Annotated in this window: 21 protein-coding genes, 1 tRNA gene and 1 pseudogene; 11 read left to right on the forward strand and 12 right to left on the reverse strand. The window is 42.4% G+C overall.

Going from position 1 to position 25692, the window contains the following annotated elements; genetic code table 11:
* Nucleotides 1-638 precede the first annotated feature (638 nt).
* From AAEY97_RS16295 to AAEY97_RS16315, 5 genes are all read right to left on the reverse strand, one after another.
* Nucleotides 639-724 (reverse strand) — tRNA-Leu (locus tag AAEY97_RS16295).
* Between the two features lie 215 nt (nucleotides 725-939).
* Complete coding sequence (locus tag AAEY97_RS16300) at nucleotides 940-1269, reverse strand: hypothetical protein (RefSeq protein ID WP_101086763.1); 330 nt, start codon at nucleotides 1267-1269, stop codon at nucleotides 940-942.
* 194 nt (nucleotides 1270-1463) lie between these two features.
* The gene (gene rluB, locus AAEY97_RS16305) at nucleotides 1464-2336 is read right to left on the reverse strand and encodes a 23S rRNA pseudouridine(2605) synthase RluB (protein ID WP_101086762.1); all 873 of its coding nucleotides are present in this window, start codon (nucleotides 2334-2336) and stop codon (nucleotides 1464-1466) included.
* Between the two features lie 439 nt (nucleotides 2337-2775).
* Nucleotides 2776-5841, reverse strand: coding sequence for an efflux RND transporter permease subunit (locus AAEY97_RS16310; RefSeq protein WP_351000159.1), 3066 nt, complete (start codon nucleotides 5839-5841; stop codon nucleotides 2776-2778).
* A 3-nt stretch (nucleotides 5842-5844) separates the two neighbouring features.
* A complete protein-coding gene (locus tag AAEY97_RS16315) occupies nucleotides 5845-6924 on the reverse strand; it encodes an efflux RND transporter periplasmic adaptor subunit (protein ID WP_335691502.1) in 1080 nt (359 codons plus the stop codon).
* Between the two features lie 191 nt (nucleotides 6925-7115).
* On the opposite strand from AAEY97_RS16315, the gene AAEY97_RS16320 reads away from it, so the two are divergent.
* A complete protein-coding gene (locus tag AAEY97_RS16320) occupies nucleotides 7116-8042 on the forward strand; it encodes a LysR family transcriptional regulator (RefSeq protein WP_242445132.1) in 927 nt (308 codons plus the stop codon).
* A 155-nt stretch (nucleotides 8043-8197) separates the two neighbouring features.
* On the opposite strand, the pseudogene scpB reads toward AAEY97_RS16320, so the two are convergent.
* The 4 genes and pseudogenes from scpB to rnm all read right to left on the reverse strand — a co-directional run.
* A pseudogene (gene scpB, locus AAEY97_RS16325) lies at nucleotides 8198-8791 on the reverse strand (SMC-Scp complex subunit ScpB); the annotation flags it as partial.
* A gap of 22 nt (nucleotides 8792-8813) precedes the next feature.
* Nucleotides 8814-9602 carry a segregation and condensation protein A gene (locus AAEY97_RS16330; RefSeq protein WP_162023413.1) on the reverse strand — a complete coding sequence of 263 codons (789 nt, stop codon included), beginning with the start codon at nucleotides 9600-9602 and terminating at the stop codon, nucleotides 8814-8816.
* A gap of 39 nt (nucleotides 9603-9641) precedes the next feature.
* Nucleotides 9642-10262, reverse strand: coding sequence for an L-threonylcarbamoyladenylate synthase (locus tag AAEY97_RS16335; protein WP_101086756.1), 621 nt, complete (start codon nucleotides 10260-10262; stop codon nucleotides 9642-9644).
* Nucleotides 10259-11119 carry an RNase RNM gene (gene rnm / locus AAEY97_RS16340; protein WP_192115190.1) on the reverse strand — a complete coding sequence of 287 codons (861 nt, stop codon included), beginning with the start codon at nucleotides 11117-11119 and terminating at the stop codon, nucleotides 10259-10261. The genes AAEY97_RS16335 and rnm overlap by 4 nt, the downstream gene beginning before the upstream one ends.
* 455 nt (nucleotides 11120-11574) lie before the next feature.
* Between rnm and AAEY97_RS16345 the strand changes: the two genes are divergently transcribed.
* The 10 genes from AAEY97_RS16345 (at nucleotide 11575) to xthA (ending at nucleotide 21074) form a co-directional block, all read left to right on the forward strand.
* Nucleotides 11575-13140 carry an anthranilate synthase component 1 gene (locus tag AAEY97_RS16345; RefSeq protein ID WP_351000162.1) on the forward strand — a complete coding sequence of 522 codons (1566 nt, stop codon included), beginning with the start codon at nucleotides 11575-11577 and terminating at the stop codon, nucleotides 13138-13140.
* A 29-nt stretch (nucleotides 13141-13169) separates the two neighbouring features.
* Nucleotides 13170-13772, forward strand: coding sequence for an aminodeoxychorismate/anthranilate synthase component II (locus AAEY97_RS16350; RefSeq protein WP_101087210.1), 603 nt, complete (start codon nucleotides 13170-13172; stop codon nucleotides 13770-13772).
* Nucleotides 13772-14815: an anthranilate phosphoribosyltransferase gene (gene trpD, locus AAEY97_RS16355; RefSeq protein ID WP_101086753.1), complete on the forward strand. Its 1044-nt coding sequence runs from the start codon at nucleotides 13772-13774 to the stop codon at nucleotides 14813-14815. The genes AAEY97_RS16350 and trpD overlap by 1 nt, the downstream gene beginning before the upstream one ends.
* Entirely contained in the window at nucleotides 14808-16211 is a 1404-nt protein-coding gene (gene trpCF, locus AAEY97_RS16360) for a bifunctional indole-3-glycerol-phosphate synthase TrpC/phosphoribosylanthranilate isomerase TrpF (RefSeq protein ID WP_351000031.1), read from the forward strand. Before trpD ends, trpCF begins: the two co-directional genes overlap by 8 nt.
* A gap of 57 nt (nucleotides 16212-16268) precedes the next feature.
* Nucleotides 16269-17480 carry a tryptophan synthase subunit beta gene (gene trpB / locus AAEY97_RS16365; RefSeq protein ID WP_101086751.1) on the forward strand — a complete coding sequence of 404 codons (1212 nt, stop codon included), beginning with the start codon at nucleotides 16269-16271 and terminating at the stop codon, nucleotides 17478-17480.
* Entirely contained in the window at nucleotides 17473-18276 is an 804-nt protein-coding gene (gene trpA, locus AAEY97_RS16370) for a tryptophan synthase subunit alpha (protein ID WP_162023418.1), read from the forward strand. The genes trpB and trpA overlap by 8 nt, the downstream gene beginning before the upstream one ends.
* Nucleotides 18277-18367: 91 nt before the next feature.
* Nucleotides 18368-19261 (forward strand): substrate-binding periplasmic protein, encoded by an 894-nt coding sequence (locus AAEY97_RS16375; RefSeq protein ID WP_162023419.1) that lies wholly within the window; start codon nucleotides 18368-18370, stop codon nucleotides 19259-19261.
* A 120-nt stretch (nucleotides 19262-19381) separates the two neighbouring features.
* Entirely contained in the window at nucleotides 19382-19933 is a 552-nt protein-coding gene (locus AAEY97_RS16380) for a septation protein A (RefSeq protein ID WP_351000036.1), read from the forward strand.
* A gap of 35 nt (nucleotides 19934-19968) precedes the next feature.
* On the forward strand, nucleotides 19969-20268 hold the full coding sequence (locus AAEY97_RS16385; RefSeq protein WP_101086747.1) for a YciI family protein: 300 nt from the start codon (nucleotides 19969-19971) through the stop codon (nucleotides 20266-20268).
* On the forward strand, nucleotides 20268-21074 hold the full coding sequence (gene xthA / locus AAEY97_RS16390; RefSeq protein ID WP_351000039.1) for an exodeoxyribonuclease III: 807 nt from the start codon (nucleotides 20268-20270) through the stop codon (nucleotides 21072-21074). The genes AAEY97_RS16385 and xthA overlap by 1 nt, the downstream gene beginning before the upstream one ends.
* A 246-nt stretch (nucleotides 21075-21320) precedes the next feature.
* Here the strand turns inward: xthA and AAEY97_RS16395 are convergent, their stop codons facing one another.
* The 3 genes from AAEY97_RS16395 to AAEY97_RS16405 are packed head-to-tail and all read right to left on the reverse strand — an operon-like array spanning nucleotide 21321 to nucleotide 25620.
* A complete protein-coding gene (locus AAEY97_RS16395; RefSeq protein WP_351000042.1) occupies nucleotides 21321-22556 on the reverse strand; it encodes a hypothetical protein in 1236 nt (411 codons plus the stop codon).
* 53 nt (nucleotides 22557-22609) lie between these two features.
* Complete coding sequence (locus AAEY97_RS16400; RefSeq protein WP_351000045.1) at nucleotides 22610-24943, reverse strand: EAL domain-containing protein; 2334 nt, start codon at nucleotides 24941-24943, stop codon at nucleotides 22610-22612.
* Nucleotides 24944-24945: 2 nt separating this feature from the next.
* Entirely contained in the window at nucleotides 24946-25620 is a 675-nt protein-coding gene (locus AAEY97_RS16405; RefSeq protein WP_351000048.1) for a cupredoxin domain-containing protein, read from the reverse strand.
* Nucleotides 25621-25692: the final 72 nt, after the last annotated feature.

The raw sequence follows: 25692 nt of genomic DNA on the forward strand, positions 1-25692 counted from the left end.
AACTGCGTCACGAGAAAACGGTTTGCGGATTATTGTTGCATGCTGAGCGTAGAGTGCTCAACGTCTGGAGATTAAAAGCCTAGGTACTAGAACGCTTCGCGGCTAGAGACTATAACTGCGTCACGAGAAAACGGTTTGCGGATTATTGTTGCATGCTGAGCGTAGAGTGCTCAACGTCTGGAGATTAAAAACCTAGGTACTAGAACGCTTCGCGGCTAGAGACTATACCTGCAGTTATCCAGTTTAACTCTACCTAACTGAAACTAGCCAACGACTTTCCCAATAACCCGCTCTTATAGCCGCGTAGCGAACTAGTAGGACGAAGTCCGCCCTAGCATCTAGGCTCGTTCGCTCTTATCGCCCTCACCTTCTTTTGCGTTTGTTGCCCTTAAAGACCAAATTCCAGACGTAAAAAAGCCCCAACATAAGTTGAGGCTTTTTTACACCACTCTCGATTGCTAGAGATTATAATGGTACCCGAGGCCAGACTATTCTTGATAAAAAGAGTGGCACGCTTGATGTTCAACAAGAGCGCGAGAGATTTTATTTTTCGATGTTATTTATTAAATTTTAGACGTAAAAAAGCCCCAACATAAGTTGAGGCTTTTTACACCACTCTCTATTGCTAGAGATTATAATGGTACCCGAGGCCAGACTTGAACTGGCACGCTTATTCAGCGAGGGATTTTAAATCCCTTGTGTCTACCGATTCCACCACTCGGGCAAACTGAGCGTGTCTTGATAACAAACATCAAATCACTTAATTCATATTTGCATAAGATAAACAGGGTTACTTTCGCGTCCCGCTTAACTTGATCAACACTTTACTGTTTTTTTTTGGCCAAGCAACTAAAATATTCATCACATCGAACTGAACGCTTCAAAAAACGTCAATCCGATGTAAAATCCAACAAAACAAGATGCTTAGCACAAAAATGATTAATTAGCTCTAACAGGGGTTAACCCTTTACTGCGATTGGTGACAGCTTCCTCAATTTCAAAACCTGCTTCGCTCCACACTTGTGCTTCTTCAACATTAAACGATTCTTTAGCCCAAATGGTCGCAGTATCTAAATTGAAGTTGGCTTTTATCCAACCATCAGATTCTGTAGGGCCAAAACCTCTTACGCGCCAATTTTGCGCTTGGGTTGAATCAAAGCCTATCGCTTTCCATTGGCTGATCTCACGTTCAGACATTCCTTGCCAGCTAGGAGCTGACGCGCATGCTACCAATAACGATACTAACAAACCTAACAATAATTTTTTCATACAGTCCTAATAACCAATGTAAATGCTGCGGCGCATAAATCGTCGAAAAACAGCACAATAAGTCGTAAATTTTGAGAATCATATCTGAGAAAAAACTTTTGACAAGTAGGTGAGCAATAATTAATTTTCATCGAAAAAAACTAACAAAAAAGGCCGCATCCGCGACCTTCTATAAAGTAACCTAAATATCAATATTAGCTACGCTGACGAGTTGGTTTACCGTGATTACCAACCACTTTATGCTTATGAACTGCACGGCGGATTTTAGCACTTTTAACTTTAGAACGAGCAACACTGTGTTTATCCGAACCTAAAACAGATCGTGTTTCAGCTTCTAAACCAGCAAGTTGGCGTAAATAGTTAACTTGGTCCATTGGCAACTCAATCCAACCACCACGCGGTAATGTTTTTGGTAACTCAACTTTGCCATAACGTACGCGGATTAAACGGCTGACCTGCACGTCTTGTGATTCCCACAAACGACGAACTTCACGATTACGTCCTTCGCGAAGAGTGACATGCCACCACTGGTTTATGCCTTCGCCACCAGCAGCTTTAATGGTATCAAACTGTGCTGGACCATCTTCTAAAGTCACGCCGGTACGTAAACGCTGTACAGCTGCTTCTGGCACTTCACCAAATGTACGCACAGCATATTCACGCTCTACTTCATTTGAAGGATGCATTAAACGGTTAGCTAATTCACCATCACAGGTAAATAACAGCAACCCTGAAGTATTAATATCTAAACGCCCTACCGCAACCCAGCGAGCATCGCGCACTTTAGGTAAACGTTCAAACACGGTAGTACGGCCTTCAGGATCTTTGCGCGAGCAAATCTCACCTTCAGGTTTATGGTATGCCAGTACACGACAAATAATGTCGTCAGCTGATTTTAATGAAATAGCACGGCCATCAATACGTATTTTGGCGTCAACCTCTACACGATCACCTAAACCAGAAATTTCACCGTCAACACTAACTCGGCCTGCAGCAATCCATGCCTCCATCTCACGACGGGAGCCATGGCCTGCACGGGCCAAGACTTTCTGCAATTTTTCACTCATTAGCGGGGACTCTTTAAAGAAATTTTATAAAAAACAAAAGGTTAATTACTCTTGCTTTATTGTCTTTTTAGGATTGTACCCGCCAATGGCGCATACAATTAGAAAAGTGCGTAGATTATACGCTGAATGGGGCTTGTGAGCAAAAAATACCATCACTAAGCTTAACTCAGGATAACAGATGCCATAAACGCTTAGAAATCAGGCTGTTTAACCTGAACTCGATGTATGGACTCCTTTTGTTTTAGACTCCACCAATCTACGACCGTAGAGTGGTGGAGTCCATACATTGAGTTACGATTGCTTAATACTTTTATCAGCCTGCCTAACCCAAGCTAATAGATTTATTCAGCCCATAAAAAAAGCTGCTAACATTATCCGTCAGCAGCCTTAATCACTTAATAAACAACTCGATATTACGATTAAATATAAAACGTAGCGCTTAGCGAGTCACGTTAAGGTTAAACACAAGACTATACATTACCGGCAACACCACTAAGGTGAGTAGAGAAGCAAAGCCCAAACCAAAAATGATGGTGATGGCCATAGAACCAAAGAAAGCATCGCTGATTAATGGGATCATGCCTAACATAGTGGTAATAGCCGCCATCATCACCGGGCGAACACGGCTCACACACGAATCAACCAGTGCGAATCCAGGTTCTTTACCTTCTTCAAGTTCGAGATTGATTTGGTCCACTAATACAATGCCATTTTTAATCACCATTCCAGAAAGACTCAATAATCCAAGTAGCGCCATAAAGCTGAATGGGGCATCGAACAACAGTAATCCCGCAGAAACACCGATGACCGCTAATGGTACAGTGAACCAAATAACTAAAGGCTGCCTAACTGAATTGAACAGAAATACCGTGATTAAAAACATGGCTAAATAACCCATTGGGATCGAGCTAAAGACAGCGGTTTGAGCTTCTCCTGCTGATTCAAACTCCCCGCCCCACTCTAAGCGATAACCTGCCGGCAGCTGAATGTCCTCCACTTTACTTCTGACTTTTTTATGTACCGAGTCTGCGGTTTCATTAGATCCCAATTTGGGATCGCCCAATACTGCCAACATACGAATTCGGTCACGGCGCATCACGAGAGGGTTTTCCCATTCAGTGCTGAACTCACTAACAACTTGTGTTGCGGGTACAAATATATTGTTCTCTGTGCTCCATATTTGCATTTTCCACAAGCTATCAGCTTGAAGACGTTCGGCTGCAGGTGCACGAGCAACAATCGGTAACAGATGGCTAGTTTCACGATACAAGCCAATTTGTTTACCACTAAAATTAACCAGCAAGGCATTATCTAAATCTTGCTTACTGATGCCAGTTTCACGCGCTTGAGCATTTTGCAGTTGCGGGCGAATGAGTGGCACTTGATTGCGCCAATTATGGCGAACACCATCCATTGTCGACTCATTTCTAAAAACGATTTCAGCTTGTGCGGCTAAATTGCGCAGCACTTGAGGATCTTCGCCATAAAAACGGGCTTCAATTTTAGCCGCTGGAGACGGACCATTTTCCATATTTTTTAAGCGATATTGTGCTTGGGGGAAATGGCTATTTAACAGCTGTTCAACTTGCGGCATATAAGCCTTAACGGCTGCTAAATCACGCATTTCGACGATAAGCTGAGCAAAAGCTGGATAGCCTTTTTCAGGCTGATAAGGTAATACAAAGCGCTGGGCACCCTGGCCGATGACAGATGTCAGGTGCACTAAACCTGTGTCATTAAGCTCATTTTCTTGCAGTAGCTTTTTCTCTATTTCGCCGGTAAAACGTTCAGTTGCTTTAATGTCTGTCCCTTCTGGCATCCATACATCAACAAAAAATATTGGCGTATTAGATGCGGGGAAAAATACGTTTTTAATATGACCAAAGCCTATCACTGCTGTGACTAACATCGCCAACACCACTGACAATGTAACGAGGCGAAAGCGCAATACAAAGTACAGAAAACTGCGATAAGTGGTAAATAACCAGCCTTTATAAGGATCTACCTGCTCAGCTTGTGGCGAGGTCTCTTTGAATAGCAAATTACAGAAAAACGGTGTTAAGGTGATTGCCGTTATCCAACTGATAAACAGTGAAATCATCAACACTTGGAACAATGAACGACAAAATTCACCGGCAGCATTTTGTGACAAACCAATGGGTGCAAAAGCAATAATGGCAATCACAGTGGCACCTAACAATGGCCACTGCGTTTGCGATACCACTTGCTTGGCCGCTTCAAGACGGGTTTTACCCCGTTGTAAGCCAATCAAAATACCTTCGGTCACCACAATGGCGTTGTCGACCAACATGCCTAAGGCAATGATCAGCGCGCCTAGAGAAATAAGCTGCAATTCAATGTCTAATACTTTCATCACAATGAAAGTACCTAGAATCGTTAGCAACAGAATTAAGCCCATCAATAACCCAGAACGAAGGCCCATAAACAATAACAATACCGCGATAACAATCGCAATCGACTCTAAAAGGTTAATCAAAAAACCTTGTACAGTATTATCGACAGCTGAGCTTTGGTTATAAACGGTATCAAGGCTCATACCTAACGGTCGTTGTGATTCAAGCTCAACTAAGCGTTCACTAACACGTTGACCCACATCGACTACGTTTACGCCGCCAGAAAACGCAATACCTAACGATAACGCCGCCTCACCACTATTGTGATAAAGCACATTGGGAGTGTCGTCATAGTCTTTTTCAATGTTGGCAATATCCCCGAGATAAATAAGCTCAGTGCTGCCAGGTGAGCTCACCACTAAACGAGACAATTCCTCTACCGAACTAAACTCACCGGTAGGATGTAAACGGATACGATTATCACCAATGACGATACTGCCAGCATTAGACACCACGTTCTGATTGTTGACTAATCCATAGATGTAATTTTGATCTAAGCCTAGCGCTGACAATTTTTGTTGTGAAATCTCAATCACCACTTGCTCTGTCACATCACCCACCACAGAGACTTTTTTTACCCCGGGAACAAGCACCAGTTCGCGGCGTAAATAATCTGAATAGTTGCTCAGTTCTCGGTTACTAAAATCGTTACCTGACAAGTTAAGTAAAATACCGTAGACATCACCAAAATCATCAATCACTTGTGGCTTTGCGGTACCGGGTGGTAAACGCCCTGTAGTGTCATTAACTTTTCGACGCACCTCATCCCACACTTGTGGTAATCGATGTTTGTCATAACTGTCTTTAATCTCAACCTGAATTTGTGATAATCCAGCACTATTGATAGAGGTGATATGTTTAATACCATCAAGCTGCTGTAAAGCATCTTCAAGCGGTAATGTCACCTCTTCTTCTACTTGTTCAGGCGACGCACCAGGGTAAGCGGTGATCACCAAGGCTTGCTTAATGGTAAATTCGGGGAATTCTAATTGTCCTAAACCAGTAAACGCCACACTGCCGCCAATAAGCAGTAAAAACGCAAACATCCAGCTAATGACTTTGTGATGAATGGAATACTCAGCAACATTCATCAATTACACTCCTCGTTGCCAGCGTAGAGGCTTCACTTTCATGCCTTCAGATAATTGCGATAATCCTGCTGCAACAATAGCATCGCCTTTTTGGAGTCCAGTTAACACTTCGACACCGTCAGTACTCACCCGCCCGAGAGTCACTTTTACCGGACTAACATCTCCACTATCTGGCTGATAACGCCATACGGTTACATCACCATTTTGGTCTTGTTTGTCTACGGCTGAAATAGGCACTATGGTACTAAAGCCTTTTTGGGAGTCATTTAGCGTCGCTAAAGTTAATTCGGCACTCATGCCTGGCAATAGTTGTACATTGTCAGGTTGTGGTAATGAAAACACTACTTCGTAAGCTTGTGTGCCTGGCGTCACTTGAGTTGAGTATTCTTTAAATTTTGCATCAAACACCATGTCATCTAATGCGCTAAAACGAACTTTTGCAGCTAAACCATTGGCAATATCTTGAGTTAATACTGCCGCCATTGCTTCAGGTACCTGAATGCTGACATCAAGTAACTGATTATTTTGCAAGGTCATCACACCTTGGTTTGCTTGAACAATTTGGTGGTTATCTACCAAACGTTTTGCAATGGTGCCGCTAAATGGCGCTTCTAAACGGGTATAACTGACTTGATCATTGGCAGCAGCTAACGCTGCTTTAGCCGATTTAAGTTGGGCTTTACTGCTGTCAAATAGCGCTTGCGAAATTAATTTACGTTCTAATAAGGTTTGATTACGGCTAAAGTCTGCGAGCAACAAGTCATACTCGGCCTCACGAGTCATTAAATTATTATGCGCATCGCGATCGTCTAATTGAGCCAGTAAAAAACCTTGTTTAACATGTTGGCCTTCAACAAGATCCAGTCTAACAAGTTGGCCTGAAATCCTAAATGATAATTCTGCACGGCTATTTGCTTCGACTCTTGCAGGAAACTGACGAATGGTATTGCCTGATGACTGTGTCACATCAAACAATTTTACTGGGCGCACCAGTACATCTTGTACGGCGCTTTCAACAGGCGTACAACCGACTAAAATAAGAGAAATAAGCAATGCCAACGGCAACGTTGAGTGATATTTCATCGACTATGATCCTTGGGAACTAAGCGTTAAAAAGACGTGGTGACAACAATATTTCCCTTTTCAGGGATAACAGTTAATTCACAATTGGGCCGAACAATACCCTGAATTATAGTTGCAATAAATGGGTTTATTTGGGAACATCAATCCCATTATTTGAGTTTGACTTATTTGCCATAATCAGAGCAATCCACATGAAAACCGAAGACATTGCATTATTTCATCGAATTGTCGAAACCGGCAGCATACTTGAAGCCGCTAATTTGTTGAATTTACCTAAATCGACGGTCAGCAGACGCTTACAATCGTTAGAAGAGTCATTAAATTTAAAGTTGTTTCATCGTCAAAGTCGCGCAATAACACTGACCTCTGCAGGCAGTCATTTCTACGAAAAAACCTTGGTGATGTTAGCTGACTTAGATCGAACTCTTGCAGATATTACCGACAACAAAGCAGAGTTGACTGGCCACTTACGGATTTTGATATTTCCTATCCCGCAGATAATGGATATCGTGAGTAAAATATTTGCCTTTATGGATGAAAATCCTAAGTTTTCGCTTGAGATCATTACCAGTACCGAGCCCTTAGACATGGTGCGTAACAATATTGATATCGCATTTATGGTGAATGAAACGTTTAGTGAGCTCGACATGGTGGCAAAACCGGTTATCAGTGAAGATATGTGTTTCTTTGCCAGCCCAGAATACTTAGCCAAAGCTGGCATGCCTGTCACCTTGAGTGATATTGAACAACACAACTCAATTTTATTTCGCTTCCCAAATGGTAAAACCTTCAGTGAAGTGCCACTCGCCAATGACGCTATGCAGGCCGTAAAAGGCAATTTATGCACCAATAGCATTCAACTGGCTTATGAAGCCACAAAATTAGGCCGAGGGATTGGTTATTTACCCAAAAAATTATGTCAGGATGACGTAGAGCAAGGGGCGTTAGTGCGTTTATTTAATGATTTAGCGCCTTATACTGGCGTGGTATTTCTAGTGTATCCGTCAAGACGATTTTTAAGCCTAACGGGTCAGCGCTTACTCGATTACATGCTCGCCCAGCTCCCTGTTCAAACTAGCGACAAAGGGGCGGCAAACAATACTAAAGTGTGGATTTAATGGGTTAGATTTTGGCTGTTTTTAACAATATCGACCGTTTCGTCGTCTACATCATCAAGTTCATTTGTGGTTGTATCACTGCTGTTTTCGCTATCGTTTTGCTCGTCATTGACTTGTTGACCATCGTCTTGGTGATCATCGTCTTGGTCATCAATATTACTGGCATCATCTGTAGGCTCATCGAGAGCAACTTGCACTTTATCAAATAACCCTTGCAGTGATGCGGCATCGGTTAATGCAGGTAAATCGGCAAGTTTTGTTAAATTAAAATAATCCAGAAATGCAGGGGTGGTCGCATACAATGCTGGTTTACCAGGTACTTCCTTATGGCCAACCACTTTAATCCACTGCCGATCCGCTAAGCTTTTTATGATATTACTGCTAATCGCAACGCCTCTAATATATTCAATATCACCACGCGTTACTGGTTGCCGATATGCAATCACCGCCAACGTTTCAAGCGTTGCACGAGAGTACTTAGGGGATTTGTCTTGCCACAGAGGTTGTAAATAAGGGCTGAGTATTTCTTGAGTTTGAAAACGATAACCACTAGCGACTTTAACTAGCTGTACGCCCCGCTCTTGATAATCTTGCTGTAATTCATCAAGCGTTTCCTGAATGCGCGTGCGCGATACACTAAAATCAGCTAACACCGTTTCTTTAATGGCTTTTACCGACAACGGCTTAGCTAAGACAAACAAACTGGCTTCAATAAGCTGTTTTAACTGAATAGGATTAATGGGCTTCATGGATCTCTTCGAATATCGTTAATTAATACGCTTTTACATAGATGGGTGAAAACGGTTCATTTTGCACTAACTCAACGAGTAACTCTTTAACCAGCTCCATGAGTGCCAAAAAACTCACCACTACACCAGCTCGACCTTCACTGACATCAAACAAACACTCAAAACCAATGTATTCTGTACTGGATAATTTAGCTAAAATTTGGCTCATGCGTTCACGGGTAGATAAATGTTCACGCTTTACATGATGATCTTCGTTGGCATCAATGCGTTTTAGCACTTCGCCAAACGCACGAGCTATATCCACCAGCGAAACATCTGGCGGTACCGTCACCGGTTTAATGTCTGGGGCTGCGCTAACAGATGCTTGAAACACATCTCGTTCAATCCGCGGTAACGTATCAATATCCACAGCAGCTTGTTTGATCACTTCATAGGCTTTTAATTGCCGTATAAGCACCACGCGAGGATCTTCTTCCTCATCATCTTCACTGGCCATTTTAGGTAACAATAATCGGGATTTAATCTCCGCTAATGTTGCCGCCATCACAAGGTAGTCGGCAGCCAGTTCAATGCGCGCTTCAGTGAGAATTTCAATATAGAGTAAATATTGTTGGGTGATTTGTTGAATAGGCAAATCAACCACATCTAATTTTTGTTTGCGGATTAAATATAATAATAAATCTAATGGGCCTTCAAAGGTTTCAAGAAACACTTCTAAGGCCTCAGGCGGAATAAACAAGTCTAGGGGCATGCTATTAAGCGCTTGGCCACGAACCATTGCTAATGGCAGGCTTTGCTGACTGCCTGGCATGTTTATCTTAGATGATTCGTCTGCGGGTATCACGTTGGTTTATTCAAATGCACTGGTATCGCCAGCACCATGACGTAATATCACCATCTCATCTTCAGACATATCAATCACTGTCGTTTGATTTTCAGGTAAATAACCACCGTGAATAATACCGTCTACCAAGTTATCGAGTATATCGCGAATATGTTCAGGGTCAGATTCAGCAAATTGCTCATTTGGCATCACTAAACTGGTTGTCATCATTGGTTCACCCAATGCTTCGAGTAACGCGAGTGCAATGACATTATTAGGCACGCGAATGCCAATGGTGCGCTTTTTGTCACACTGTAAACGACGTGGCACTTCTTTAGTGGCTTTGAAAATAAACGTATATGGACCAGGCATACAGCTTTTTAATAAACGATATGCTTGGTTATCAACGCGGGCAAAATTGGCCAGCTCAGAGAGATCACGACACATTAATGAAAAATTAGTGTCATTTTCAATCTGGCGAATGCGCGCCATACGCGTCATGGCATTTTTTTCGCCAATCATACAACCCAATGCATAACCTGAGTCAGTGGGATAAACAATGACTCCACCTTGTTTAAGAATCGCCACAGCTTGGTTAATTAATCGTGCCTGTGGGTTCTCATCATGAATATACCAAAATTGACTCATGCTCTTTTCGTCCAATGTTGTGATTGCCAAACCCATTCCACACCTTGTGGTTGGAATAAGTTTTTACCTAACTCGATCCAATTACTCGGGAAGTGAAAATCGCTCCCCACAGAAGCAAGTAGGTTATTTTGCTTACTTAATGCGATAAGGTTATTACGGTCGTCTAATGTTTGCTGGCCTAAAATAACTTCCATCGCATCGCCACCGGCCTCTGCAAATTCACGCACTAAGCGCTTAAGCCATTTGGCCGATAATTTATAACCGCTAGGGTGAGCTAATACTGCAACACCACCGGCTTGATGAATATGCTCTATCGCATTGGCCATATCGCCCCAATTATTGGGTACATAACCTGTTTTGCCACGAGCTAAAAAGCGTTTAAATACACTAGGCATATCAGTCGCATGACCATTATCGGCTAACCATCTAGCATAATGGCCACGACTCAGCGCTGCATCGCCGGCAATAGCTTTAGCACCGTCATAGGCACCCTCTATCCCCGCTTTAGCTAAACGTTCACCAATTTCTTGGGCTCGGATTTCACGCAACTCACGTTGATGAGTTAAAAAATCCAATAATCCCGTGTGAGCGATATCCAAGTTTAATCCGACGATATGAATATCAAAACTGTTCCAACGAGTCGAAATCTCACAACCATTAATTAATACTAATGGCGTGGCATGGTTTTGATTAGCAAGATGCGCTTCCGCTAACCCTCCAACAGTATCATGGTCAGTAATAGCAAACATCTCAACGCCTTTTTCAATAGCGCGAGTTAATAATTCTGTTGGTGTTAATTGACCGTCTGATGCGGTCGTGTGGCTGTGAAGATCGGCCAAGAGAGTCTCTGTAATCATGTGGTTATTGTACTAGAGTGGCGATTAAAATACTGCTTGGATTTATGAATAAATGATGGCAATTGATGAATTATTTATGCATAAGTTAGTTAGAGGGCTTAATAAGTAGACTAGATTTGTCCATATTGCCACTTTTTGTTAGCTTTTGAGAAATATTCAATTGACATTAATCTCCAGCTGGGTTTTCCTATAGGCATTAAACACAGACACAACATAGCGATTAACAATGACACACTCTTTAGCTTCATTACACATTACTTGGTGGTGGCACTTCCCAAATTAACGGGTGGTGTGAAGCGTTGTGCTCATTTTTAAGAGACAAGATTTTACCAAAAAGCCCGCAGAGATGTGGGCTTTCTTGTTATTTGGCCCACTCACTTTAGTCACTCGGGTTACATAATATTAAAGGCCAACAGATGATAAACAAACATGATACAAGGAGCGGCGACATAGTGATGACAACAGTGACCACACCAAACCAACTCGCTCAGGTTACCACGCAAAAGCAGGCATTAACCTACCATACTGATCCACTAAAATTGTATCAGCAAGTGACTAATAATGCGCCGCATACCATGCTGTTAGAATCAGCAGAGGTCGAAAGTAAAGACCATTTAAAAAGCATCGTACTCACTCATGCGGCAATGATGATACGTTGCGACGGTTATCAGCTCAGCTTCAGCGCATTAACTCAAAATGGTGCAGCGTTATTAACGCCAATAGCCAACTTCTTCAGCGATACACAGCAACAACGAGATAATAATACTCTCATCGTGACGCTGCAAAAGGCCACCGAGTTACAAGATGAAGATGCACGTTTAAAGTCAACATCTCCTCTTGATGGCTTAAGAATGTTTATTAAACACATTCAAACCAATAATCCGCTTAAATTTGAAGATTTATTTTTAGGTGGTGTATTAGCCTATGACTTAATTGATACTGTCGAGCCACTCCCTGCAGCGCCCAACGCTCACAATGATTGCCCAGATTATTTATTCTATCTTGCTGAAACACTTATTTTAATTGACCATCAAACTCAGCAAGCCGAGATTGTTAGCCACCAATTCGGTCAAGATGAAATGATTGCACAACAATTAGTTCAGCAACTGCAACACGTTATCGAACAATGTGCCGATCTAGGTGATATTGCTCAATTAACACCAGTGACAACCGACGAAGAAGTTAACATCACCGACGAGCAATTTAAGCAAACCGTGATTGATTTAAAAGAACACATTGTCGCCGGCGATATTTTCCAAGTAGTGCCATCTCGTTGTTTCAGCTTACCTTGCCCAAATACGCTCGGGGCATATCGGGCTTTGCGCTTAACCAACCCTAGTCCGTATATGTTCTATTTTAGAGGTCCTGATTTCACCTTATTTGGTGCGTCGCCAGAAAGTGCCCTGAAATACGATGCGGCCAGTAACCAAGTTGAAGTGTATCCCATTGCTGGCACGCGTAAGCGCGGTAAAAATGCTCAAGGTGAGATTGATTTTGACCTAGACAGCCGTATAGAGCTCGAGCTGCGTTTAGATAAGAAAGAATTGTCAGAACATTTAATGCTGGTCGATTTAGCCCGTAACGACATTGCTCGCATCAGCCAAAGCGGTAGCCGTAAAGTGGCCGAACTGCTAAAAGTTGATCGTTACTCGCACGTGATGCATTTAGTCAGTCGCGTCACTGGTCAATTACGTTTAGATTTAGATGCCCTGCACGCTTATCAAGCTTGCATGAACATGGGAACCTTAGTGGGTGCGCCAAAAGTGCGTGCATCGCAATTAGTTCGCCAAGCGGAGCAAGCTCGTCGCGGCAGTTATGGTGGCGCAGTGGGTTACCTCAATGGTCTCGGCGACATGGATACCTGCATTGTTATCCGTTCAGCGTTTGTTAAAAATGATGTTGCTCATATACAAGCAGGTGCTGGAGTAGTGTTTGACTCAGATCCACAAGCCGAAGCAGATGAAACACGTCAAAAAGCCCAAGCGGTCATTTCTGCGATAAAAATGGGAGGTGGGCTATGAGCACCGCAACCACACAAAACGATCAACGGATGAAAATATACTTACTCGATAACTTCGATTCGTTTACTTACAATCTAGTCGATCAATTCCGCAGCCTTGGCTGTGAAGTTGTCATTTATCGTAATGATGTCAGTGCCGATTATGTTGCTGAAAAACTCATGAATGAAACGGGTAAAAAGGCATTAGTGCTATCACCCGGACCTGGAGCTCCTCACGAGGCTGGCTGCATGATGGAACTCATTGGCAAAGTGGCTGGTAAAGTCCCGATGCTTGGCATTTGTTTAGGTCATCAAGCCATGGTTGAATATTATGGCGGCAAAGTAGAGCGAGCGCCGTTTGTTGTCCACGGTAAAGCCAGCCCGACCTTCCATAATGGTCAAGGCGTATTTGCAAACTTACCCTCACCATTACCGGTGGCCCGTTATCACAGCTTAGTTGCGACTAAGGTACCTGACTGCTTAGACGTTATTGCCACCACAGATGACATGCCAATGGCAATATTACATCCACAACATCAAGCTATGGGCTTTCAATTTCATCCAGAATCAATTTTAACCACCCTAGGCAGCCAGTTACTCACGCAGACATTAGCGTATTTAACCCAAGACCATGCCTTTACTGGAGGAGAATAATGGATAATCTGCAAACGTTATTCGACCATCTGTATCAAGGTAAGCCATTAACTCGTGAACAAATGGCACAAGTGTTTAGCGCTATTATTCAAGGTGATATGCAACCTGCAACCATGGCGGGTATGTTAGTGGCGCTAAAAATGCGTGGCGAAACCATTGATGAAATAGCCGGAGCGGCTGACGCATTGCGCCAAGCAGCTAAACCCTTTCCACGAAGTGATGCCTCAAAGCAAACTGGCATTGTTGATATTGTCGGTACTGGCGGCGATGGCCATAACACCATCAACATTTCTACTACTGCCGCTTTTGTTGCAGCAGCAGCAGGCGCAAAAGTAGCTAAACACGGTAACCGCAGCGTCTCAAGCAAGTCTGGCTCTTCTGACTTACTGTCACATTGCGGTATCGCGCTCACCATGGCGCCAGACGCAGCAAGCCAGTGTTTAGATAAGCTTGGCTTATGTTTTCTATTTGCGCCGCATTACCATGGCGGGGTGAAACATGCTGTGCCTGTAAGACAAGCGTTAAAAACCCGTACTATTTTTAATGTGTTAGGCCCATTAATTAACCCTGCAAGCCCAGAATTTATGCTGTTGGGCGTATATACACTTGAACTCATCGAACCTATTGCACAAGTGTTACATGCCCTTGGCGTTAAACGCGCAATGGTGGTGTATGGCAGTGGCTTAGATGAAGTGGCGCTTCATGATAATACTCATGTGGCAGAACTAAAAGACGGTGTGGTGCGTACTTACCAACTGAGCCCTGAAGATCTCGGCGTTAACCGTGCAGACATATCGCAGTTAACGGGTGGAGAACCAGCTGATAATGCCTTAATCACCCAAGCCATTTTACAAGGTAAAGGTCTACCAGCACATAGAGATGCGGTGGCGATTAATGCAGGTTGTGCTTTGTATATCAGTGGTATTTGCGACTCAGTTCAAGCCGGTACTCAGCTAGCGCTCACGACACTCGCCAGCGGTACAGCTTTTACCTTATTAACCGATTTAGCTGCCGCGAGCCAAGCTGGAGAACACCATGAGTAAGCCAGAAAGTAATGTATTAACCCGTATCGTTGATACTAAAGTGGCACATATCGCCGCGCTAAAACTGCGTTTCCCTGAAGCCAGTCTACAGCCTAAAATATCTGACCGTAGCTTATACGATGCCCTGAAAGCACCTAATGCTCAGTTTATTTTTGAATGTAAAAAGGCCAGTCCTTCTAAAGGGCTTATTCGCCCTGTATTTGATGTTAAAGCCATCGCAGATATTTATGTCAATTACGCTGCAGGCATCTCTGTACTCACCGATGAACAATTTTTCCAAGGTGACATGGACTACATTCCAAAAGTCCGCGCCAGAGTGACTCAGCCCATTATCTGTAAAGACTTTTTTGTCGACCCGTATCAAGTGAAATTGGCGGCCCATCAAGGTGCTGATGCTATTTTACTCATGTTGTCAGTGCTTGATGATGAGCAATATCGTTTATTAGCCAGCGAAGCGGCTAAGTATCAATTAGATACCTTAACTGAAGTGAGTAACCAAGAAGAATTGATCCGAGCGATTGATCTCCTTGCCCCAATAATTGGTATTAACAATCGTAATTTACGCGACTTAAGTACTAATTTGGCGACAACTGAGTTATTAGCGCCACAGATCCCCGCAGACAGAGTCGTTATTAGCGAATCAGGTATTTATAACCATCAACAAGTTTGCCGCCTAAATCCATTGGTTGACGGTTATCTTGTTGGCAGTTCAATTATGGCGCAAGACGATATTGATTTAGCGTGCAGACAACTTATTTTTGGAAACAATAAAGTCTGTGGTTTGACTCGAATTGACGATATTGAGGCGGTGGCAACTGCTGGGGCGGTATTTGGTGGGCTAATTTTTCATCCCAAATCACCTAGAGCCGTAACACCAGCACAAGCAAGTGAATTAGTCGCCCAAATGCAGCAACGTAATATTGGCTTAAATATGGTGGGTGTGTTTGTTAATCACCCCGTTGCAGATATCGCTTCATTGGCCCAAACACTGAATCTTTTTGCAGTGCAATTACACGGCAATGAAACTGAACTTGAAATCACCGAATTAAAAGCGTTATTGAATCAACAGCAGCTAAAAACCGAGATTTGGAAAGCCGTTGCAATTGACAGCAACAGCGACGAAGTGAGTCAACAACCTGCTGGCGCCGATCGTTATTTATACGACAGCAAATCAGCACAACAATTTGGCGGCACCGGAAAAACATTCAACTGGCAAGCCAATATTGATGATAAACAAGATGCGATGTTGGCCGGTGGATTAACCCCTGACAATGTTTATCTAGCAAGCCAACAAGGATTTTATGGGGTCGACTTAAATTCAGGAGTAGAATCTACCCCTGGCCATAAAGACCATCAAAAACTGATTGCTGCATTTACTCAATTACGCCGTAATTAATTTTCTATTTACGACACCATTTTTAGTTAAAAACATGATTACTCGAAGGGAATATTTATGACCGAGCTCAAGCTTAACCCTTATTTCGGCGAATACGGTGGGATGTACGTACCGCAGATTTTAGTGCCTGCATTAAAACAACTCGAAACGGCCTTTGTTGAAGCACAACAAGATGAAAGCTTTATCGCTGAATTTACCGACCTGCTAAAGAACTATGCTGGCCGCCCAACAGCGCTAACACTGACCCGTAATTTAAGTCCAAATCCGTTGGTAAAAATTTACCTAAAACGTGAAGACTTACTTCATGGCGGCGCCCATAAAACCAACCAGGTATTGGGACAAGCGTTGTTAGCCAGACGCATGGGTAAAAAAGAAATCATCGCTGAAACCGGTGCTGGTCAACACGGCGTAGCTACTGCTCTAGCCTGTGCGCTTTTAGGCTTAAAATGTAGAGTCTACATGGGCGCTAAAGACATTGAACGTCAATCGCCAAATGTGTTCCGCATGAAATTAATGGGCGCTGAAGTTATACCGGTTACCTCAGGTTCATCAACCCTAAAAGATGCCTGTAACGAAGCCATGCGCGACTGGTCGGGCAGCTATGATAAAGCGCATTACTTATTAGGCACCGCAGCTGGACCGCACCCATTCCCGACAATTGTGCGCGAGTTTCAGCGCATTATTGGTGAAGAAACTAAAAAACAAATTCTTGAAAAAGAAGGCCGTTTACCCGACGCCGTTATTGCCTGTGTTGGCGGAGGCTCAAATGCTATTGGTATGTTTGCTGACTTTATTGACGAAGCATCGGTTGAGTTGATTGGCGTTGAACCTGCAGGTAAAGGCCTTGATACGGCAATGCACGGCGCGCCGCTTAAACACGGTAAAACAGGTATATTCTTTGGCATGAAATCACCGTTAATGCAAAACAGTGACGGACAAATTGAAGAATCGTATTCAGTTTCTGCCGGACTTGATTTCCCATCGGTAGGCCCACAACATGCACATTTAAACGCTATTGGTCGTGCTCGTTATGAGTCTGCAACCGATGATGAAGCACTTGAAATGTTCCAAACACTCGCTCGTTGTGAAGGCATTATTCCTGCATTAGAATCAGCCCACGCACTTGCTTACGCCGTTCGCATGGCAAAGGAAGCCACTAAAGAAACCATTTTAGTGGTTAATTTATCAGGTCGTGGTGACAAAGATATTTTCACAGTGGCAGATATTTTAGAGGCCAAACAAAAACAACAGGAGAGCGGCAATGAGTAACCGTTATCAAGCAAAATTTGCTGCACTGAAAGCACAACATCAAGGCGCATTTGTTCCCTTTGTGACCATTGGCGATCCAAGTCCTGAATTATCGATGAAAATCATTCAGACCTTAGTTGATAATGGCGCTGATGCACTTGAATTAGGTTTTCCTTTTTCAGATCCATTAGCCGATGGCCCGGTGATACAAGGTGCTAACCTGCGCTCATTAGCGGCAGGCACTAAACAAAGTGATTGCTTTGACATTATCGCTAAAATACGTGCGCAATATCCTGAGCTGCCTATCGGATTATTGCTATATGCCAACTTAGTATTTGCTAATGGTATCGATTCATTTTATGCCAAAGCACAAGCTGCTGGTGTTGATTCTGTATTGATTGCCGATGTGCCTGTAGAAGAATCAAAACCCTTTAGTTTGGCTGCAAAAGCACATGGTATCGCGCCTATCTTTATTGCACCGCCTAATGCTGATGCTGACACCTTAAAACTGGTTAGTGAACAAGGTGAAGGTTATACCTACCTATTATCTCGTGCCGGCGTAACGGGCACAGAATCCAAAGCGGGTGAGCCAATTGAGAATATTCTGGCGCAACTGGTCGAATTTAATGCCCCACCGCCACTATTAGGTTTTGGTATTGCTGAACCGGAGCAAGTACGCGCCGCCATCAAGGCTGGAGCAGCGGGTGCTATTTCAGGTTCTGCCGTGGTTAAAATCATTGAAGCGCATCAACATGATGAAGTGACATTATTGGCCAAACTCGCCGAATTTACCGCAGCAATGAAAGCGGCTACATAACGACCACTTTCAGGTTGAAAAAGGAGCGATTTTATTGCTCCTTTTTTTATGTCCGTTATACTAGGATAAATATCAACCAATTCGGTATTATATGAAAAGTTCGTTAATAGGGATTTTAACGATTGCCATCCTATCTGTTATCTGCAGTTTTAAAACTGTGGCGACGTCTGAACAACCTAAAATTATTGTCACTTATAATGCTGCAATTCAAGGCACTGATCCAAAACAGGCATATTTTGTGTCGTTACTTGAACTTGCGTTAGAGAAAAGTCGCGATAAATATGGCGACTTTCAAATGAATGCCGCCATGATCCAAATGCCGCAGGGTCGAGCACTTAAAATGGTGGCTGATAACACGATTATTGATGTTGTCTGGACCATGACCAGCATTGAACGAGAAGATCAATTACAAGCTATTTATGTGCCATTACTTAAAGGACTAATGGGTTACCGAATTGGGCTAATCCGTAAAAATGATCAAGCTAAATTTGACAACATAAACGCCATAGAAGACATCAAAAAGACCTTAATTGGCCAAGGCGCTGATTGGCCAGATGTACCTATTTTGCACAGTAATGGTTTTACCGTCACATCTGGCAGTGATAGTCGTTTAATAGCCATGTTACTGAAAGGTCGCTTTGACTACTATCCCCGCTCAATACACGAACCATGGCGAGACTTGGACCGTTATCCAGACCTAGCACTTGAACAAAAAATCTTATTAAAGTATCCCGCGCCCATTTATTTTTTTGTCAGTAAAGACAACACATCCTTAGCTCAGCGCATCGAATACGGCCTCAGAAAAGCTATCGATGACGGTAGCTTCGATGACTTATTCTATAACCACCCAATCACTCAAGGTATGCTCAGTAAATCCGAATTAGATAACCGCACCGAATTTGTGCTGCATAATCCCTTTTTATCTAAAAAAAGTGCTGATCTACTAAGTGAAACTCAGTTATGGCTCACCTTAAAACAACAATGATCACTAAGGTTGCAATTGCACAACTGCTTATGGTTCATAAACACTATCTCATCATGTTACAATCGGCGTATATTGTCGTAGTGACAGCTGTTTGTTGTCCTTTTTCTGCAAGAGATTTTTATGAAACAACTGTTAGACTTTTTACCACTTGTCATTTTTTTTGCCGTTTACAAATTCTATGATATCTACGCCGCAACAGGAGTATTGATTGCTGCCACGGCTATTCAACTCATCATTACGTATCTGATTTATAAACATATTGAAAAAATGCATTTAGCCACCTTCGCCATGGTGACTGTATTTGGTTCACTCACCCTATTTTTCCACGATGATGCTTTTATCAAATGGAAAGTCAGTATTGTTTATGCCTTGTTTGCTATAGGGTTAATTGCCTCACAAATCATGGGGAAATCAGCGCTTAAGAGCATGTTAGGCAAAGAAATGAAAGTAGACGATAGAATATGGACTCAAGTCACATGGTATTGGGTTGGATTTTTTGTATTATGTAGTTTCGCCAATATTTATATTGCGTTTAATTTACCTTTAGAAACCTGGGTTAACTTCAAAGTATTTGGCTTAACCGCCCTTACCTTAATTAACACAGTGATAACGGTAGTGTATCTGTATAAAAATATGCAAGATGACAACTCGCAACCTACTGATAACCAATAATTGTTTATGTAAAATCAAATAAAGGAAGCAGCTATATGTGGTATATGATTTCATCTCAAGATATTGAAAACAGTTTAGAAAAACGTTTATCTGTTCGTGCTGAACATTTAGCCCGTTTACAAGTTTTAGCCGATGAAGGCCGTTTATTAACCGCTGGACCACATCCTGCTATTGATAATGAAAATCCTGGTGAAGCGGGTTTCACAGGGTCATTAGTGGTTGCTGATTTCCCTTCATTAGAAGATGCACAAGCTTGGGCAGATGTGGATCCTTATATTGGTGCTGGCGTGTACAAAAGCGTTATCGTTAAGCCATTTAAACGAGTGCTTCCTTAATGAAAATAGTTTCTTTTAATATCAATGGTATTCGTGCTCGTTTGCATCAACTGCAAGCTCTCATCGACAGTCATTCACCCGATATAATTGGCTTACAAGAAACCAAAGTACATGACGAAGCTTTTCCTGTTGCTGACGTTGAGGCTATGGGGTACAAAGTCCATTATCATGGTGGCAAAGCACATTACGGTGTCGCTATGCTGTCAAAAGCAGAACCTCTTGAAATCATTAAAGGGTATGAAACCGATGATGAAGACGCGCAACGCCGTCTTATTATTGGTCAGTTCACACAAGATAATGGCCGTATATTAACGGTTTTCAATGGTTACTTCCCACAAGGTGAAAGTATCCATAACGAAACGAAATATCCAGCTAAGCGCAAGTTTTATCAAGACTTAATGCTGCATTTAGATAAACATCACAATCCAAGTGAAGACATCGCGATTATTGGCGACATTAATATTTCGCCAACCGATTTAGACATCGGTATTGGTGAGGTTAACGCCAAACGTTGGTTAAAAACCGGTAAATGTAGTTTCCAACCAGAAGAACGTGAATGGTTAGCACGTTTACAGCAATGGGGCTTTATCGACAGTTTCCGTCAATTACACCCTACTCGCACTGAACGTTATTCATGGTTTGATTATCGTAGTAAAGGTTTTGATGATAACCGTGGACTTCGAATTGACGTCATTCTGGTCACAGAGTCAATGTTGCCACGTTTAGTTGAGTCAGATGTAGATTACGAATTACGTGGTATTGATAAACCATCAGACCATGCGCCAATTTGGAGCACATTTAGTTAATCTAAGTGGATGTTAACTGACCCTTAGATTAAACGACATGATGCTTGAACAAAAAACGCTATGCCTAACAGCATAGCGTTTTTTTATGATTGTTGACTCTGCATTAGCCATTAGCCCATGCTTGTAGTTAACCCATATTAGCCGTTAACTAACCTAAACTTGGAATAATAAACACCTTTCAAACTGCTCCCTATCTTGCTAACTTTGTCTTGCTAACTTTATTGAATTAACTTGCAGTAGGCTTAACTAAAAAAAGTAACGGCTAGACACTTGCCATTGTTGCTCAAGCAGTTCGACCGATTCATTAAGATACGCTCTAGCAGGACGAGTTGAATCAACAGCATTGTATTCAAATTGGATAAACCACGGTCTATCGAGTTGATATTGATACGCAAGGGTCAATGATTGGCCATCTTCATTATTATTATCTTCAGGAGTAAGATCATTATCGGTAACAGAAAAGTCTTCAACTCTTAAACTTAATCTGTGCTTGTCCCAACGTTTACTCAATAACACGTAACCCGATTGAAAATCATTATCGACCACAGGATAACCATCAGTGTTGGTCATTAAGGTGGTTCCTTGCATAAATTGACTGATTAAACTGACACCAAAAGGCAAACGCCATTTTGCGCCAACATGACCAAACTGGGTCAACCACACATATTGACCTTGCTTAACAATATGCGTATTGGCGTTATTATCATAGTAACCCGCTTGAATACTGCCTTTATTACGCCAAGTCCACTTTGCGAGTACATGCCCACCGATACGGTCGTCAAGTTCAGTAAAAGGGTCTGAGTTAGCGGCTTGGGCCTCTAACATACCCCCCTCTTCCATTGCAGGAATGGCAGCGATGGGAATGGTTTCTTGCACTAATGTTTGTCTTGAGGTTTGAGTCCAACCGTGCCAAGCCAGCATCGCGCCGGTGGTATCGTTAAACATAAAGGCTTCTGCAGTTAACGAAAAATCATGCTCTGATTGCCGATATTTCCCTAATGATTCAACCGTTGTCGACAGGCCAATATGCCTAACCTCTTCGGCCAGCCAACTATTCATGGTTGAATAGTTTAAGGTGAAAGGTGATGCCCATGCGGTAGCAACATTTTCTAACGATATTTGCGGATACATCAAGCCAAACTGAACATCAAACCGAATACCTTGCTCACTCGGAATATCCCGATAACGTAAAATGGCTTCAGTGATACCTAACCCATTATTGATACCATCAACATATCCATTCGCCACAATACGACTCGACCAGGCATCGCCCCATTGGCTGTGATAACTTAACCCCAGTTGTGATAAGGCTAAGTGCGCGCCATTATTAACGCCAAACTTGCCCAATCCACCATCCAAATAAGAATCGATGCTATCGGCATAACCAACACGGACATCTATCACGCCACTGAAATCATGCTCAACATCTGCATGACCAATCACGTCATTATCCAATGGTTCGGCATAAATACTGCTACTCACACACAGTAAGCAACACACTATCCTTGTACGTAAGCCGCAAATAATCAATTCTCCTACAGGTAATCAGATTGCCCTAACCAGTCATTAAACTGCTGTTCAGGCAATGGTCGCGACAAATAAAAGCCTTGGCCCATTTCGCAGTTTAGATTGGTTAACCATTCTAAAGTAGCCTTATCTTCAATGCCTTCGGCAACCACTTTAAGGCCTAAATTATGAGCTAATTGTAACGTCGATTGCACAATGATTTGGTCTGCTTCATTTTCAAGTAACTTTTGCACAAACGACTTATCAATTTTAAGTTCATCGACCGGCAGCTGTTTCAATTGTGCCAATGAAGAATAGCCAGTGCCATAGTCATCTATTGATAACGTGAGTCCATTTTGACGCAATAACGTGAGCTGTTTTATTGCCAGCTCGGGATCAGATACCACCGCATCTTCAGTTATTTCTAACGTCATCGCGGTAACAGGTACATTATGCTCAGCGAGGGCATTAATGACCCAGTGGCAAAACTGCTCGTCTTTTAAATTTTCAGCCGAAATATTTACTGCTATACACATATCAAGGCCCAGTAATTGCCAACGATGATATTGAGCCATCGCTTCGGTAATCACCCAGCGGGTCAATGCATCCATTTGCATGGTTTTTTCAGCGATAGGAATAAACGTATCCGGTGGAATAATGCCTCTAGCGGGATGATCCCAACGAACTAACGCTTCAACATGGGTAATTTTTTGTTTGGCTAAGTTTAATTTTGGTTGGTAATAAAGCACTAACTGATTTTGCTCAATCGCCACTTTAAGCTCGTTAATGAGTTGAAAACGTTCAATGCTATTTTTATCGATATTGGCATCGTAGATTTGATAATCACGCTTATTTATTTTAGCGTGCTGCAAAGCCGTGTCAGCTTGTCTTAGCAGGGTAACAATATCTACGTTTGGCTGATAAAAACTGACACCAGCAGTAAACTGCAAATGTAACATTACATCTTGATAGTGATAATCTTGGCCAATCTGATCTTGGAGCTTTTTGAGAAGCACATCAAACGATTGATGTTCACAATGCTTAAATGCTAAAACAAACTCATCACCCGACAATCGATAAGCTAAGGCATCGGGATTAACCTCACATAAACGTTTAGCCACTTCTTTAATTACTTCATCACCTACAGCGTGACCTAAGGTGACATTAATTTCAGTCATACGGCGAATATTAATTAAACACAGCCCCATGGTTGACCCCGATACTAACCAAGGTTCAATCATGCGCTGTAATTCATTACGATTGCCTAAATTGGTTAATGGGTCATGATAGGCTTGATGAGCAATGGCTTTTTCTCGTTGTAGAATAGCTTGCTGCATCGAGGTAAATTCATTGGCTAATTGCTGTAGCTCAATACTGGAATCGACACTCACATTAGAATCATAATTACCTTGTGCGATAAAACGTGCCTGGGCAATTAACTGTGTAATAGGTCGAGTGATACTGCCCGATATCCAAAACGCCAACAGTAAGGACACCGGTAACATCATGACTAACACCGCAACTTGTTGTAACCACTGAGACTCTATTGATGCCAATAAATCAGAGCGGGATTTATACATATAGGCATGTAGAGACTGACCATCGACTTCACCTAAAGATTGCTTCCAGAGAATATAATCGTGGTTGGTTTTCTCTTCAATGATATAACGCGATAATAATGAGCTTTCATCTTCAGGCAACGACAGACCTGAATGACCAATTTCAATGACTTTACTTTCAGTTGTTAACATAAAACCGCTGTTTAAGCCGGTGAGCTTCTGCAACGAATTAGCTAAGGTATCATCGATAAGAAACCCAAAACCCACCCAACCGATAACGCTATTACCGCCACTAGTGAGTGGTGAAAACTTAATTTGATACAGTTTATTATCTAATAAATAGAATGGACTTAGTGTTTCAAATTCAGAACCTAACTTGTATCGAAACACCTCGTTCTGCTCCGAGCCCAGAGCAACGGCTTCACGACCTAATTCACCTTGTGAAGCCACCAGCTGGCCAATAACTTTACCTTCAGCAGACACCGCCATTGCTAAAGATGCATTAATCCGACTGCGATGATTATTTAACGCCACTAGAAAACTACGATTATCGCCATCAATAAAGATATCTTTTAAACCAAAATCCTTTGCGGCCGTCGCGGCAAATGCAGCCAAATAATAATTTCGGTTATCATATTGCGACTCGAAAACTAAACTCGCTACTTCAAGTTGATTGGCCACATACTGTTGCTCTAACCTTTGATTAGATTGATACGTTAACCAAAAAGACAAACTCAGTACGGCAATGATTAGCAATACAAAAAAAGCAAAAATCCGAGTTTGCAACCGATTAAAAAATAGCAATACTAGTATCCTTCTAAAAATTCAAATTCATCTAAACTTTGCTGGCTGGGAATATTATCAAATTCTGCCTGTAAGGTGATAGTCAAAGCGTTATCTCTAGGGAAATGAACAGTTTTCACTTGCTGATTATCAGGCATTTTTAGCTGTGGATGCCACACAACCAGCTTGAAGTCATCAGCAGGTAAATCCGCAAATGTTACTATCCCTTCTAAATTGGTCACAGCATAATACGGGGTGTCGACCACCAATAAATGTCCAGACATCCAGTCATGAACATTGCAGCCCATAGACACATGCCCTGTTTGCTCAAATCTCAATATTTGCTGTTGTTGCTGATGACGAAGTTTGAATGAAAAACGCTTCGGCCCTAATGCAGAAAAAATATGATGAGTAATATCATCTTCATTGACAAAAGCCACATCATTGCCTTTTTGTACAACAGTAATATAGGGAGAAAACTGCTTATCTTTTTGATGAACTTCAGCTTTTGGCGGAGCAACGGTGGTAACAATATTGGCAGGGTCGCTGGGGAGTAAATACACCACCATGTTTTGTGCTGGTTGGCCTTGGGCATTTAACACCGCAATACTCTGCGGTGCTGCGATCGCGGCAGAGGTACTCAATAATACACAGCTTAAGGTCAGCGCTATAACAACGCGCGTAGAGATAATAATCATTGATACTCCTAATGATGTTTGCCGAATAACACAATAAAGCGCCGCAATAAGGTGGCGATGACACATACACCA

It is taken from the genome of Shewanella sp. TB7-MNA-CIBAN-0143, assembly GCF_040310065.1.
In the GTDB taxonomy this organism is placed as follows: Bacteria; Pseudomonadota; Gammaproteobacteria; order Enterobacterales; family Shewanellaceae; genus Shewanella.

Bases quoted from the DNA above. Each gene is read 5' to 3' on its own strand.
- AAEY97_RS16330 (WP_162023413.1), bottom strand. From the start codon at position 9,602: ATGCCAGGCAGTCAGCAAAGCCTGCCATTAGCAATGGTTCGTGGCCAA.
- xthA (WP_351000039.1), top strand. From the start codon at position 20,268: ATGAAAATAGTTTCTTTTAATATCAATGGTATTCGTGCTCGTTTGCAT.
- AAEY97_RS16300 (WP_101086763.1), bottom strand. From the start codon at position 1,269: ATGAAAAAATTATTGTTAGGTTTGTTAGTATCGTTATTGGTAGCATGC.
- AAEY97_RS16310 (WP_351000159.1), bottom strand. From the start codon at position 5,841: ATGAATGTTGCTGAGTATTCCATTCATCACAAAGTCATTAGCTGGATG.
- AAEY97_RS16335 (WP_101086756.1), bottom strand. From the start codon at position 10,262: ATGAGTCAATTTTGGTATATTCATGATGAGAACCCACAGGCACGATTA.
- AAEY97_RS16380 (WP_351000036.1), top strand. From the start codon at position 19,382: ATGAAACAACTGTTAGACTTTTTACCACTTGTCATTTTTTTTGCCGTT.
- AAEY97_RS16385 (WP_101086747.1), top strand. From the start codon at position 19,969: ATGTGGTATATGATTTCATCTCAAGATATTGAAAACAGTTTAGAAAAA.
- AAEY97_RS16345 (WP_351000162.1), top strand. From the start codon at position 11,575: ATGACAACAGTGACCACACCAAACCAACTCGCTCAGGTTACCACGCAA.
- AAEY97_RS16375 (WP_162023419.1), top strand. From the start codon at position 18,368: ATGAAAAGTTCGTTAATAGGGATTTTAACGATTGCCATCCTATCTGTT.
- AAEY97_RS16405 (WP_351000048.1), bottom strand. From the start codon at position 25,620: ATGATTATTATCTCTACGCGCGTTGTTATAGCGCTGACCTTAAGCTGT.
- AAEY97_RS16350 (WP_101087210.1), top strand. From the start codon at position 13,170: ATGAAAATATACTTACTCGATAACTTCGATTCGTTTACTTACAATCTA.
- trpCF (WP_351000031.1), top strand. From the start codon at position 14,808: ATGAGTAAGCCAGAAAGTAATGTATTAACCCGTATCGTTGATACTAAA.
- trpB (WP_101086751.1), top strand. From the start codon at position 16,269: ATGACCGAGCTCAAGCTTAACCCTTATTTCGGCGAATACGGTGGGATG.
- AAEY97_RS16315 (WP_335691502.1), bottom strand. From the start codon at position 6,924: ATGAAATATCACTCAACGTTGCCGTTGGCATTGCTTATTTCTCTTATT.
- trpA (WP_162023418.1), top strand. From the start codon at position 17,473: ATGAGTAACCGTTATCAAGCAAAATTTGCTGCACTGAAAGCACAACAT.
- rnm (WP_192115190.1), bottom strand. From the start codon at position 11,119: ATGATTACAGAGACTCTCTTGGCCGATCTTCACAGCCACACGACCGCA.
- trpD (WP_101086753.1), top strand. From the start codon at position 13,772: ATGGATAATCTGCAAACGTTATTCGACCATCTGTATCAAGGTAAGCCA.
- AAEY97_RS16320 (WP_242445132.1), top strand. From the start codon at position 7,116: ATGAAAACCGAAGACATTGCATTATTTCATCGAATTGTCGAAACCGGC.
- rluB (WP_101086762.1), bottom strand. From the start codon at position 2,336: ATGAGTGAAAAATTGCAGAAAGTCTTGGCCCGTGCAGGCCATGGCTCC.